Here is a 13,099-nt window from a genome sequence, read left to right as displayed (position 1 = left end):
CTTACTGCACGTCGACGTAGTCGCCGGCGGCGTTGACCGCCGGGGTGGTCGAGGTGCCGGCGAAGCTGAAGCGCCAGTAGCCGTCGTAGTTGGCGGTGGTGGTGGTCTTCACGTTGCCGTACGAGTCGGAGTACACCGTCTTGACGGTGGTGTACGTGGTCGTGCCCGCCTTGCGGAACTGGAGCTTGACCGGCTGGTTGGTGTAGCCGTGGTACAGGCCGTCCTCCCAGTTGGCGCGGGAGAGCTTGCCGGTCGCGGTCAGGGTCTTGCCCTTGGCGACGGGCTCCGGGCCGGCGTTGACGGTCAGCTTGGAGTAGCGCTGCAACAGGGTGCTGCCGAGGCCGTCCTGGTCCTTGTAGCCGACCTTGCTCATGTCCGGGTTGCTCTGGTCCTGGCCGTTGAAGGCCACGGCCTCGGCGGCGGCCTTCCAGCTGCCGGCGTCCGCGTTCACCAGGTCGCCGTCGGCCGGGTAGATGTCGATGGTCGCCGTGCAGTCCGCGGTGGTCGACGAGGTGGCGGTGCAGGTGGCGGGGTTGTCGCCGTAGAGCTCCTTGTCCGGGGCGTCGAAGGAGCCGCGGTACAGGAACGGGTCCGTGTAGAAGTCGCTCGCCGTGATGTCGACGGCGGAGCCGTGGGTCAGCGTGTAGGTGACCTTGGTGCTGACCTTGTTGGTGGTGCCCACCTTGATCGCCGAGGCGATCTTGTAGTTGGAGAAGCTGACGTCCAGGGTGTACGGCGTGCCGCTCGTCCCGGTGGCCGGGGCCGAACCGGCGGCCTGCGCGGCCGGCACGACGAGGGCGGAGAGGGCCAGGGCGCCGGAGACGGCGGCCACGGTGGCTCGTATGCGCATGTGCGTTCCCCAAGGGTTGGAGAAAGGGGGCCCGGGCGCCGGTCGGCCGTACGGTCGTTCCGCCCGGCTCGTCGTCGGCGTGGGCGGGCCCATGTGATCGTGGAGTCTGTTGACTCACGCGATCAGATACACGACCGGCGTGGAGAGTTGTAGGCGGACCGCACGATTTTGTCTCCGGATGCACAACGCTTGACGTGTCCATTGCGCGACGCACCGCCGCTCCCGGACAAGTCGGGAGCGACGGTGCGCCAGGGTCTTGCGGGAACGACGGTGCGCCGGGGTCTTACTTCACGTCGACGAAGTCACCCGTGGCGTTGACCGCCGGGGTGGTCGTGGTGCCCGCGAAGCTGTAGCGGTAGTAGCCGTCGGCGCTCGCGGTGGTGGTGGTCTTCAGGTTGCCGTACGAGTCCGACTTGATGGTCTTCAGCGTGGTGTAGGTGCTGGTGCCCGCCTTGCGGTACTGCAGCTTCACGTACTGGTTGGTGTAGCCGTGGTACAGGCCGTCCTCCCAGTTGGCCCGGGAGAGCTTGCCGGTGACGGTGATGGTCTTGCCCTTGTAGACGGGCTCCGGCGAGGCGTTGACGGTCAGCTTGGAGTAGCGCTGCACCTTGGTGGTGCCCAGGCCGCCCTGGATGGAGTCGTCGCTGGTGCTGTACTGCAGGGCCAGCGCGCCCGCCGACCAGGTGCCGGCGTCGGAGTTGAGCAGTTCGCCGTCGGCCGGGTAGACGTCGATGAGGCCCTTGCAGGAGGCGGTCGTCGACGAGGTGGCGGTGCAGGTCGCCGGGGCGTCGCCGAACAGCATGTTGTCCGGGGCGTCGAGCGAGCCCTTGTAGATGAACGGGCCGTTGTCGAAGTCGTCGCCGTTGAGCTGGTAGCCCGCCCCGAAGGTCATCGTGTAGGTGACCGTGGTGGAGACGTGGTTGGTCGTGCCGACCTTGACCGCGGAGGCGATCTTCAGGTTCGAGAAGGTGACGCCCAGGTCCGCGGCCGTGGTGGCGGTGTAGGCGGACTTGCCGGAGGCGGAGAGGGCCTTCTCGGCCTGCGCCTTGTAGGACGGGGCACCGGTGGCGTGCGCGGCGGGCACGGCGAAGGCGGCGAGGGCCAGGGCACCGGAGACGGCGGCCACAGTGGCTCGAATACGCATGCGTTCCCCAGGTGGGAGAAGGGGCCCCGCCGCAGGTCGTTCCGTACGGCTCGTCTTCGGCGGCGCGGGGCCCAAGCGATCTTGGAGTCTGTTGACTCATGGGATCAGATCCGCGACCACCAGGGATGGTTGTACGTCGGTTGAAGATTTTATGAAGGTATGGCCGCGGCCGCGATCACGGGCCTGGCCGGCGGGCATGGCCGACGCCCGCCGGGAACCGGCCCGCCGCGCGTCAGTCGAACCAGCGGTCCCGCGCCAGCTCCTCGGTCCGGGACGGATCCTCCAGCAGGGCCGCGACCTCGAACCGGCGCGGCCACTGACCCGCCGCCCAGGCCAGACCGGCGGCCACGCCCTCCAGGGTCGCCGCGTGCAGCACCCCGTCCGCCGTCAGACGCCAGTCCAACTCGGTCCCGTCCACGACGAGTTCCTCGTGCTCGACGTAGGTCCCGGGGGTCCGCGGCCCGAGCAGCGCCCGCACCGGCCCCGGTACGTCGTGCTCGGTGCCCTCGGAGTCCACCTCGCCGGTGACCGACTCGCTGAGCCGGCGCACCTGGAACAGCTCTGCCAGCTCGGCAGCCCGCGACGGCCGTACGGGCAGCAGCGGAACGCCCTCGGTGAACGGCAGCAGGTCCGGCGAGTCGCACACCACGGCGTCGGCCGCGTCCACGACCTCCACCCGCCCGTCGACCACGGCCCGCAGCTCGTCCGGCAGCGTCACCTGATCCGGGTCCAGCTCGGCCAGCGCACCGTACAGGGCGTGCAGTTGGGCGGAGGTCACCGGGCGCTCGGGGTCGGCGAGCCGGTCGAGCAGCTCCGCGGCGCCGCCGGGCTCGTCGAGCAGGGCCGCGACACTCGTCCGCACGCCCAGCGCGCGCAGCACCTGCTCGTCGTCGAAGCCGGTCGCGTCGGCCTCGTCGTACAGGCCGCGCAGCAGCGGGTCGGAGCCGGCGGCGCGCAGACCGGCCGGACGGCGTCCGCCGAGCACCGGGTGCCCGCGCAACCACCAGGCGGTGTACGGCCGGACGATCTCGTGGGTGCCGTCCGGCAGCAGGATCCGCACCGGCTGGACCAGCGCGTCCCGCAGCGGCGGCCGGGCCAGCTGGGCGAGGGCGTCGGGCCACTGGTCGTCGTCGACGAGGTCCAGGTCGCGCACGGCGACGATCTCGGTGGCGACCGGCGGCACGGGCGTGTCCGGGAACCGGTCGAGGACGTCCTCGCACCACACGTCGACCGCGTCGAGCAGTCCGGGGTCGTCCGGCTCGGGGAAGTCGCCCTCCCGCGGCTCCAGTTCGTCGGGGTCGAGAACCACGTCGGTGGCCCGCACCAGGGCGAAGTGCGCGAGCACCCCGCAGGCGGCCAGCGGCTGCTCGCCCCAGCGGGCGGCCAGTTCGGCGTCCACGGCGGGCAGTTCGCCCTCCCGCATGACCTCCGCGAACGGGGCGCCGGGCAGGACCAGTTCACCGGCCGGGGCGAGTTCGCCTTCCTCGTCGGGCAGGGCGAGCGCGCCGAGCCAGGGTTCGTCGCCGGGCGCCAGGCGCGCGTCCCGCACCAGGGCGAGGACGGTGTCGGCGAGTTCCTCGGCGTCCGGGGTGTCCTCGTCCCACGCCCCGGCGTCCTCGTCGAGGGAGGCGGCGACGGCGGCCCGCACCTGCGGGGTGGTGAGCACCGCGCGCGGGGTGGCGGGCAGGGCGCCGAGCTTCTCCAGGATCGGGTGGGCGGCGTCCGGGTGGGCGACCTTCAGGCCGAGCCGGGCGAGCGTCTCCGGGTCGGCCGGGGCGGCCTCCGGGGTGGGCAGCAGCACCTGCCGGGGCCCGAGCGTCGTCCGCCCGTCGGCCAGCGGCACCGGCAGTCCCGACAGCCGGTCCGGATCGACGCCCGCGAGGGAGTCGTACAGCCGCCGCCACCAGCCCGGCTCCTTCTCCAGCCCGGCCAGCCGGTCGATCGCGTCGGTCAGCGGCACCCGGGCCACGCCCAGCGTGCGCAGCTCCACGCGCCGTTCGAGACCGGCGGGCAGCAGGGTGGGCAGCACCTCGGCGAGGACGCGCACGGTGTCGGCGCCCGCGCCCTCCACCACCTCCGCGTCCCGCGGCCGCAGCGACTCGGGCAGGTCGGAGTCGGGCTCCTTCGGCTCGGCGGCGGGCGGCAGGAAGGACGTCCGCGGCAACCGGTCGAGGACTGCCTGGCGCAGCGCGCCGTCCAGCTCGCCCTTGCCCAGCGGGCCGGGCACGAGGCCGATGATCCCGGCGGTCACCGGCCGCCAGCCGGCGAGGAGTTCGGCGTAGGCGTCCGCCGCGCGGGCGACCATGAAGTCGGTCAGCGGGCCGGGCGCGGCGCGGCGGCGGGTGGTGTCCAGCGGGAAGGAGGCGATGAGCAGGGCGGGGACGCCGAGCGGCTCGTCGCTGGGCGTGGGCGCGTGGACGACCGGGCTGGTACGGGGCCGGGCCGGGCCGCCGTCGGCGTCGACGGGCACCGCCCAGGTGACCGACCAGTGCGGGCGCAGGCGCTCCTCGACCGGCCGGCCGGCCAGCAGCTCCGGGGTGAGCGGGCCGTGCGCCTGAGCGGTGCGCCAGCGGGTCGTGCCCTCGCGGGTGTCCTCCACGACGGTCAGAGCGCCCTCGGTGCGGCGGCGCAGGGTGCGCGGACCGGCGTCGCCGATCTCCACGACGACCTCCTCCAGCCCCGGCAGGGCGAGGAGCAGGGCGTCGTCGACGGCGAGCAGCAGCCGTTCGGCGAGGTCGGCGGCGGCCGTGTCGCGCAGCGGCAGGATGACGACCGTGTCGTAGGGGTCGGGCGCGGTGCCCTCGGCGGCGAAGGGCAGGCGCAGCAACGGTACGTGCCCGTCGCGGCGGCGGATCTCGTCGCCCAGGCCGGGGCTGTGCCGGGCGGTCTCCTCGGCGAGGCCGCGGGCCTCGGCCAGGGACCAGCGCACCCCGCCGTGCCGGCCGACGACCGCGGGCTCGTCGGTGACGGAGAGGACGGCGGCGAACCCGACGCCGAAGCGGCCGACCGACGGGGTGTCCCGCTTCGCGGAGGCGCGCAGCGTGGACAGCGACTCCACGCCGGCCGCGTCCAGCGGGGCACCGGTGTTGGCGGCGACCAGGACGTCGTCGCGGAGGGTGAGGCGCAGCCGCCCGGGGACGCCGGCGCGGGCGGCGGCGTCGGCGGCGTTCTGCGCCAGCTCGACGACGAGACGGTCCCGGTAGCCGCCGAGGACGAGGTCCTCCTCGGCGTTGGCGTCCTCACGGAACCGGGCCGGGCTGGTGGCCCACGCGTCCAGCACGCCGCGGCGCAGACGCGCCGTCCCGAAGGGATCGACACCCTCGGCCGGCGACGGCACGATCATGCTCACGTTGCATCTCCTCGCATATGTGAGGTCGACGGTACCGCCCCGCCGGACACCGTCCGCACCGTCCCGCACCGGCCGGGCTTCCGCCCCCGGCTCCCCGGCCGAAAGCAGGCCCGTCGCCGCGCCTCGGCCGCCGAACGGCGAAAAGCCCCGCTCCCGGTATGGACCGGGTGCCGGGGGCACCCCGGTGACCGAGCCGGCGGCCAACGCCGTCACGCACGGCCGCGTCCCCGGGCGGGACTTCCGGCCGACGCTCTACCCGACCGGCGGCATGCTCCGTATCGAGCTCTCCGATACGCGCGGTGACCGCCTTCCCGCGCCTCAACACCTCACTGAAGCCGCCGAGTCGGGCCGCGGCCTGCTCCTCGTGGACGCACTCGCGGACCGCTGGGGCGTGAGCGAGGACCGGTTCCCGCGCAAGGCCGTGTGGGCCGAACTGCGCTGCTCAGCACCGGAACCCGCCCCCACGGTCCCCGGTGCCGCCGACTCCTTTTCCCAAGGAACGTGAGGGAGAAAGAACCCCACCAAGCCCCACCCCTCCGCCCGTGGCGCACGCTCACTCGGGCGGGTGAACATCACCGGCTCGGCTGGATTTCAGGGCCCCCAACTCCCCTACTCTCAGCGAAAACAACCGCACACATGCATCGGCCCCCGGCCGGGACTCGCAATCCCGATCGAGGGCCTGACCACCGAGGAAGTAGGGCTTCCCGATGGGTACCCAGAACCCTAGCGTGCCCCCGCACGCCCAGTCAGCCGTTGCCGCGAGCGAACCCCCCTCCCGGGCGAATCCACGCACGCACACTCGCCCCCGCGCCTTCGGCGTCACGCACGACAACACCCGCCACACCACCCGCTTCACGGTGATCGGCAACCACCTCGCCCAGCACCCCGAGCTGTCGCTCGTCGCCATCGCACTGGCCGTACACATCCAGTCCCTGCCGGCCAACGCCCCCGTCGACATCAAGACCCTCGCCGAACGCTTCCCGGAGGGCCGCACCCGAATCGCCGCCGGACTGCGCGAACTGGAGGCCCACGGCTACCTGCGCCGCGTCCGCGAACACACTCCCGCCGGCCGGATCATCACCCGCACGATCTCCTGCAACCAGCCGAAGACCCGCGACACCGCCCTCCACCACGCCCCGGCCCCGGCTCCCGTTCCGGCCGCCCCCGACAGGCAAGCGGTCCGCGAGGAGCCCGCAGAAAGGACCAGGAAGCCCCGCGAGACCCGCAAGAAGCAACACCCCCTCCCCCGGTCCCCCAGCCGGCGCACCCCTCCCCCACCCTCCTCCAGCAGGCCACCGACCTCCTCGCCTCCCTCCACCGCGAGAACCCCCGCCTCCTGCTCAGCGCCTGCGACACCGCCCACCTCGCCCCCGGCGTCGTCGCCTGGCTGCAACGCGACGTACCCGCCACCGCCGTACGCCACGCCCTGACCACCGACCTCCCGCCCGAAGGCGTACGCCGCCCCGCAGCGTTACTGGCCCACCGCCTCACGGCCCGGCTACCGCCCCCGCCCCCGTTCCGCGCCCCGGCCGAACCCCCACCCGTCCGCCACGAGATGCGCAACTGCGACGGCTGCGACCGCGGCTTCCGCGCACCCGAGCCCGAAACCCTCTGCCGCGACTGCCGCACAGCCGCCGCGCCTGTCTGAATCCACAAGGAGCTCCATGGTCAGCCCGCCCCACGAGGCGATGCACCGCATCTTCCAGCACGACCCCGGGCTGTTCAGCCGTGTCTCGCGCTTCCTCGGGGTCGACATTCCCATCCCCGTGAAGGCGACAGCCCTGCCGACCGACCTCACCGAGGCCAACCCCGTCGAACGCCGGGTGGACACACTGCTGCGTTTCGAGACCGCGGAGCAGGGCCCGTTCCTCCTGGCCGTCGAGGCCCAGGGCAAGAAGGACCCGGGCAAGCCCGCGAGCTGGGCGTACTACGCCGCTTACCTGTGGACGAAGTACCGACTGCCCACGGCCCTCCTCGTCGTCTGCCAGGACTACGCGACGGCCAGATGGGCCCAGCAACCGGTGAGCAGCGGGCCACCGCAGCTGCCCACCCTCACCCTGCGGCCCCTGGTCGCCGGCCCGCACAACATGCCGGTGATCACCGACCCGGAGGAAGCCCGCGCCGACCTGGTCCTCGCCAGCCTGGCGGCCATCACACACGCCGCCGACCCGGCGGTCGATGCGATACTGAAGGCCCTGTCCACAGCACTGCGGGACGCACCCGAGAACATCGCGGACCCCATCGTCGAATTCACCGCACAGGGCCTGGGCAGCCGCCCGGCCAAGCACCTCTGGAGGAATCTGGTGGCCGTGGACCTCTCCTTCTACAAGTCCTACATCTCCGAAGAAATCCGGGACGAGGGCCGCCTCCAGCGGGGCGCCGAAGACGTACTGGTCGTCCTGGAGCAGCGCGGCCTCGACGTCTCCGACGACGTCCGCGGGCGCATCACGGACTGCACCGACCCGGAGGTGCTCCGGCGTTGGCTCGCCCGCGCGGTCACCGCGCCGAAGGCAGAAGAGATCTTCGAGGACGAGTGACCGGGCTCGTTCCACACCGTGCGCGGGCCCGCACCGGCCGCCGCCGGACCTGACCGCGGCCGACCGCCGCCGTGCGGCCCCTGACCGCCCATCACGCACGGGCCGACGCCGCCCGGGCCACCCCGGCCCCAGCGGCGCGCGGGCGCCGGACACGCGGGTCCCACGGACCCCCGCGGTGCGCGGGCGCCAGACACCGGGCGCCACGGGTGCCAGGGGTGCGCGGGCGCCACGGCTACGCGGGCGCCACGCTCACGCGGGCCGCGGGCCGCGGCCCCTACGAGTGGCCCAGCTCGGCCGTCTCCTCGTCCGCGGCCGCCGGGGGGACCGATCCGGAGTCGCGGGCCGGGCGCAGCGGGAAGGGCTCGACCTGGGTCTCGTCGACCACCGGCGGGGGCGGCTGCGGCGGCCTCGGCATGACAGCGGCCTCGGAGTGCCCGCCGCACCCGTACGCCAGCGACACCACATGTCCGTCGGCCGGGGAGAACTCGTTCGCGCACACGCCGAAGGCCTGGCCCAGGGAACCGCCGATCGGCATCAGGAAGCCGCAGCTCACACAGGGTGCGGGGGCCGCTTGCGCCATCGGCGTCTTCGGCCCGAAAACCTCCTCCCAGCGGTCGGCGGCGACATGCAGGCCGTACCGGGAGAGCACCCGCGCCCGGCGCATCCCGAGCTCCTCGGCGACCGCCGCGATCGAGCCGCGCAGGGGCGCCGCCGGGAGGTTGCGCGGCGTGCCGGCGGTGACCTCGGCGTCCTCCGCCTCGACCAGTTCGGCCATGTCCGAGGAGACCGCGGAGCTCGGCACCGGCTCGTCCTCGCCGCTGTAGCCGGGCTCCAGCCGGAGGTCCTCGGCGTCCGTGGGCAGCAGGTCGCCGGGGCCCATGTCGCCGGGGCGCAGGCGCTCGCTCCACGGCACCCACTCCGGGGCGAGCAGCGCGTCGGGGCCGGGCAGCAGGACGACCTCGTCCAGGGTGACGATCTTCGCGCGGGAGGCGCGGGCCACGGTCGCGGCCCAGCGCCAGCCGCGGTACCCCAGCTCCTTGCACTCGAAGAAGTGCGTGACGACGCGGTCGCCCTCGGACACCATGCCCGTGTGCTCCCCGACGACGCCGGGCGCGGCAGCCTCCTCGGCTGCGGCGCGGGCGAGGTCGACGGCCTCGGCGCACAGGCGGTCGGGGGTGCGGCTTCGCGTGGTCGCTGCGCTCACAGGTATCGCTTCTCTCCTACGCCGTCTCTCAGGGTGCGCCGGCCTGAAGGCGGGCGGGGCGGACGGAGCGGAGCCCGGGGACCGCGTCGACGTCCGCGCCCGATCGCGCTCGGGCGCACCTACGTCATCCATTCTGCGGTATGCCCGTAAGGCGCGCGGCCGAGAACGTTCGCCACGGCGCGCTGTGCACGCTACCTTCTCGCGTGCCGTCGGCCTACACCGACGGGTGCTTCGCCGCTGCGCGGCGGCACTTTTCTTCCCGCCCCTCCACCTGGCCCGCTCCGCCGGAGGCACCGCAAAGGTGTGTTCCGGCGGGCCCTTCGGTCCCTTCCGTGCCGTAATCGCACTACCCGTGCCCGTCTCGGGGCACTATGACGGGGTGGCAGCCGCGAGGACGCCTCCGGGAGCCGCCGGGCTCGGTGAGACCAAGGGGCTCAAGGGGATGAAGGGAAGTGGCCGGGGAAGCGGTTCGGGCCGGTTCGGCGGGTCCGTCCGTGCGGTCGGCCGTGCCCTGCGCCTCCCGTTCACCGGCGCGGCCCGGGGCATCCGGAAGGCCACTCACGCGCACGGCGCGGGTGAGTCCGGGCTCGGCAAGCTGATCGAACTGCACGCGGTGAACGGCGCGGGCGACGTCATGATCACCGTCGCCCTCGCCTCCACCGTCTTCTTCTCCGTGCCCACCGACGAGGCCCGCGGCCGGGTCGCCCTCTATCTCGCCGTCACCATGGCCCCGTTCACGATCCTGGCACCCGTCATCGGCCCCCTCCTGGACCGCCTGCCGCACGGCCGCCGGGCCGCGATGGCCGGCGCGATGCTCGCCCGCGCCCTGCTCGCGCTGATCATCTCCGGGGCCGCGGCCAGCGGCAGCCTGGAGCTGTATCCGGCCGCGCTGGGCGTGCTGGTCGCCTCGAAGGCGTACGGCGTGGTCCGCAGCGCCGTCGTGCCCCGGCTGCTGCCACCCCGGTTCTCGCTGGTGAAGGCGAACTCGCGGGTGACGCTCGGCGGGCTGCTCGCCACGGGCGTCGCCGCGCCGATCGGCGCCGGCCTGCAGGCCCTCGGCTCCCCCTATCCGCTCTACGGCGCCTTCGTGATCTTCGTGGCGGGAACCTTCCTGTCCCTGTCGCTGCCTCCGAAGGTGGACTCCGCCAAGGGCGAGGACCGGGCCCTGCTCGCCGCGGACGCGCAGCACCTGCACGGCCCGCACCGCAAGCCGGTCAAGCGGCCCGGCCTGCGCACCGTCGGCGCGGCGGTCACGCACGCCCTGGCCGCGAACGCCACGCTGCGCTGCCTGTCCGGCTTCCTGATCTTCTTCCTCGCCTTCCTGCTGCGGGAGCATCCGCTGGCCGGGTCCAGTGCCGCGGTCTCCCTGGGGATCGTCGGCGTCTCGGCGGGCGCGGGCAACGCGCTCGGCACGGCGGTCGGCGCGTGGCTGCGGTCGCGGGCGCCGGAGCTGATCATCGTGACCGTCGTCGCGATCGTGCTGGGCACGGCGATCACGGCAGCCATCTTCTTCGGCACGTTCGTGGTGGCCTGCCTGGCCGGGATCGCCGGCTTCGCGCAGGCGCTGGCCAAGCTGTCCCTGGACGCCCTCATCCAGCGGGACGTGCCCGAGCTGGTGCGCACCTCGGCTTTCGCCCGCTCCGAGACGCTGCTGCAGATGGCCTGGGTGCTCGGCGGCGCGATCGGCATCGTGCTGCCGCTGAACGGCACCCTGGGCCTGTCGGTGGCCGCCGCCATCGTGGCCGCCGGATGGCTGACCACCGTCCGCGGACTGCTGGCCTCGGCCCGGCACGGGGGCGCGCCCCGGCCCCGTGTGGCCTGACGCGCCGTACCCCGCCGCTACCGGCCGCGCCGCACCTCGGCGTACCGGCCGGGCGGCACCCCGGCGTACCGGCCGGGCGGCACGCCGTACCCCCGCGTGGGCGGTCCGCCCGAGGTGCCCGATAGCCTTCGACCATGACCACGCTGCAATCCGCCGTGCGACGCCGCCGCGCCGTCGCCGCTGCCGGTGCCGTTTTCGCCGGACTGCTCGTCCTCACGGCCTGCGAGAAGCCGACGCCTCTGGCCACGATCACCGTCGGCCGGTCCTCGGTCAGCTCGGAGGCCAGCTGCTACAACGACGGCAAGTCGCTGCAGACGGCCGACCTGGCCAAGTGCCTCAAGGACACCGACATCAAATCCATCAAGGTCGACCCGGACGAGACCGTACGCTTCGGTGTCGACCCGAAGATCGCCGACAAGGGCTGGACCATTCTGATGAACGGTCAGCCGCTCACCGACGCCAGCACGAAGACCTACCGCACCATCCCGGGCAGCGTGTTCTTCAACGCCCAGTACGGCGCCAGCGGCAACTCGACGCTGGTCTCCGTCAAGGAGGGCGACAAGGAAGTGACCGGTCTGTGGTCCTTCAAGCTCCAGAAGAACTCCTGACCACGTCCTCCGTACGCGTCCTCGTGGCCACCGCGGTCCCCGCCGAACGGGACGCGGTGGCCCGGGCGTTCCCGGGGCCGTTCCACGAGGTCGCGCTGCCCGGGGCGACCCTGCGCCGCGCCGCCGGCTGCGACCTGCTCGCCGCCGGGGTCGGACCGGCCCTGTCCGCCGCGTCGACCGCCGGCGCCCTCACCGCCGCCGCCCTCGGCGGCACCCCCTACGACCTCGTCGTCTGCGCCGGCATCGGCGGGGGCTTCCCGCCCGTCGCACCCGTCGCCTCGCTCGTCGTCGCCGACGAGATCACCGCCGCCGACCTCGGCGCCGAGACCGCCGACGGGTTCCTGCCGGTGACCGAGCTGGGCTTCGGCACCGTCACCCACCGTCCGCCCGAAACACTCGTACGGGGGATCGCGGCCGCCACCGGAGCCCGCACCGGCACGGTGCTCACCGTCTCCACCGTCACCGGGACCGCCGCCCGGGCCGACGCACTGCGCGCCCGGCACCCCCGCGCCCTCGCCGAGGGCATGGAGGGGTTCGGGGTCGCCGAGGCGGCCGCCGCGCACCACGTGCCGGTGCTGGAGATCCGCGCCGTCTCCAACCCCGTTGGCCCCCGGGACCGCGCCGCCTGGCGCGTCGGCGACGCCCTCGCGGCCCTGACCGAGGGTTTCGGGAAGCTCGCGCCCGTCCTCACGAGTTGGAATCCACATGAGCCCTGAGAGCCGACCCCTGCAGATCGCCTACTCCCCCTGCCCCAACGACACCTTCGTCTTCGACGCCCTCGCCCACGGCCGCGTCCCGGGCGCGCCCGCGCTCGACGTCACCTTCGCGGACATCGACATCACCAACGGCATGGCCGAGCGCGGCGAGTTCGACGTGCTGAAGGTGTCGTACGCGGTGCTGCCGTACGTCCTGCGGGAGTACGCGCTGCTCCCGTGCGGCGGCGCGCTGGGCCGGGGCTGCGGGCCGCTGGTGCTCACCCGGGAGCCGGGGGCCGGGGGCGTCTTCGGCGGTGCGGGACTGGCGGGCCGCACGGTCGCGGTGCCGAGCGAGAGGTCGACCGCGTACCTGCTCTTCCGCCTGTGGGCCGCGGACACGGTCCCCGGAGGGGTCGGGGAGATCGTGGTGATGCCCTTCCACGAGATCATGCCCGCCGTACGGGACGGCAAGGTGGACGCGGGACTCGTGATCCACGAGGCCCGTTTCACCTACCAGAACTACGGCCTGCACAAGCTCGCCGACATGGGCGAGCACTGGGAGAGCACCACCGGCCTGCCGATCCCGCTCGGCGCGATCGTCGCCAGGCGGTCGCTGGGCGCCGAGCGCCTGCACCGGCTCGCCGAGTCCATTCGCACGTCCGTGCGCATGGCCTGGGACGACCCGGAGGCGTCCCGGCCCTACGTCATGGAGCACGCCCAGGAGATGGACCCGGCCGTCGCCGACCAGCACATCGGCCTGTACGTCAACGAGTTCACCGCCGGCCTCGGCGAGGACGGCTACGCGGCGGTCCGCGGGCTGCTCACCCGAGCGGCGGCCGAGGGACTCGTGCCGCCCCTCGGCCCGGACGCGCTGGACTTCCCGTAGCCGG

9 protein-coding genes and 2 pseudogenes are annotated in these 13,099 nt (G+C 73.6%); 7 read left to right on the top strand and 4 right to left on the bottom strand.

The features are described from left to right. Position 1 precedes the first annotated feature (1 nt). The 3 genes from ACIQ9G_RS24065 to ACIQ9G_RS24055 all read right to left on the bottom strand — a co-directional run bounded on the left by ACIQ9G_RS24065 (position 2) and on the right by ACIQ9G_RS24055 (position 5,337). Positions 2–850 carry a hypothetical protein gene (locus tag ACIQ9G_RS24065; RefSeq protein WP_403613000.1) on the bottom strand — a complete coding sequence of 283 codons (849 nt, stop codon included), beginning with the start codon at positions 848–850 and terminating at the stop codon, positions 2–4. A gap of 283 nt (positions 851–1,133) precedes the next feature. Then, a complete protein-coding gene (locus ACIQ9G_RS24060) occupies positions 1,134–1,994 on the bottom strand; it encodes a hypothetical protein (protein ID WP_403612997.1) in 861 nt (286 codons plus the stop codon). Between the two features lie 232 nt (positions 1,995–2,226). Then, entirely contained in the window at positions 2,227–5,337 is a 3,111-nt protein-coding gene (locus ACIQ9G_RS24055) for a sacsin N-terminal ATP-binding-like domain-containing protein (protein ID WP_403613776.1), read from the bottom strand. Between the two features lie 190 nt (positions 5,338–5,527). Here ACIQ9G_RS24055 and ACIQ9G_RS24050 point away from each other — a divergent pair. The 3 genes and pseudogenes from ACIQ9G_RS24050 to ACIQ9G_RS24040 form a co-directional block, all read left to right on the top strand. After that, positions 5,528–5,848, top strand: a pseudogene (locus ACIQ9G_RS24050) (ATP-binding protein); the annotation flags it as partial. Between the two features lie 202 nt (positions 5,849–6,050). Next, positions 6,051–6,991, top strand: a pseudogene (locus tag ACIQ9G_RS24045) (helix-turn-helix domain-containing protein). 16 nt (positions 6,992–7,007) lie between these two features. Beyond that, on the top strand, positions 7,008–7,880 hold the full coding sequence (locus ACIQ9G_RS24040) for a hypothetical protein (RefSeq protein WP_403612995.1): 873 nt from the start codon (positions 7,008–7,010) through the stop codon (positions 7,878–7,880). 274 nt (positions 7,881–8,154) lie between these two features. Here ACIQ9G_RS24040 and ACIQ9G_RS24035 read toward each other — a convergent pair whose 3' ends face one another. Beyond that, positions 8,155–9,084, bottom strand: coding sequence for a DUF3027 domain-containing protein (locus ACIQ9G_RS24035; RefSeq protein ID WP_403612993.1), 930 nt, complete (start codon positions 9,082–9,084; stop codon positions 8,155–8,157). 379 nt (positions 9,085–9,463) lie between these two features. Here ACIQ9G_RS24035 and ACIQ9G_RS24030 point away from each other — a divergent pair, with 379 nt between their 5' ends. The 4 genes from ACIQ9G_RS24030 (at position 9,464) to ACIQ9G_RS24015 (ending at position 13,095) form a co-directional block, all read left to right on the top strand. Next, positions 9,464–10,906, top strand: coding sequence for an MFS transporter (locus ACIQ9G_RS24030; RefSeq protein ID WP_403612991.1), 1,443 nt, complete (start codon positions 9,464–9,466; stop codon positions 10,904–10,906). 134 nt (positions 10,907–11,040) lie between these two features. Beyond that, complete coding sequence (locus ACIQ9G_RS24025; protein ID WP_403612988.1) at positions 11,041–11,514, top strand: DUF2771 domain-containing protein; 474 nt, start codon at positions 11,041–11,043, stop codon at positions 11,512–11,514. After that, positions 11,484–12,230 carry a futalosine hydrolase gene (locus tag ACIQ9G_RS24020; protein WP_403612986.1) on the top strand — a complete coding sequence of 249 codons (747 nt, stop codon included), beginning with the start codon at positions 11,484–11,486 and terminating at the stop codon, positions 12,228–12,230. Before ACIQ9G_RS24025 ends, ACIQ9G_RS24020 begins: the two co-directional genes overlap by 31 nt. Next, complete coding sequence (locus tag ACIQ9G_RS24015; RefSeq protein ID WP_403612983.1) at positions 12,220–13,095, top strand: 1,4-dihydroxy-6-naphthoate synthase; 876 nt, start codon at positions 12,220–12,222, stop codon at positions 13,093–13,095. The genes ACIQ9G_RS24020 and ACIQ9G_RS24015 overlap by 11 nt, the downstream gene beginning before the upstream one ends. Positions 13,096–13,099 lie beyond the last annotated feature (4 nt).

The organism is Streptomyces sp. NPDC096152 (genome assembly GCF_044763235.1).
Lineage (GTDB): Bacteria > Actinomycetota > Actinomycetes > Streptomycetales > Streptomycetaceae > Streptomyces.
The sequence above is the reverse complement of the archived record's forward strand: the minus strand, read 5'-3'. Positions and strand labels throughout refer to the sequence as shown.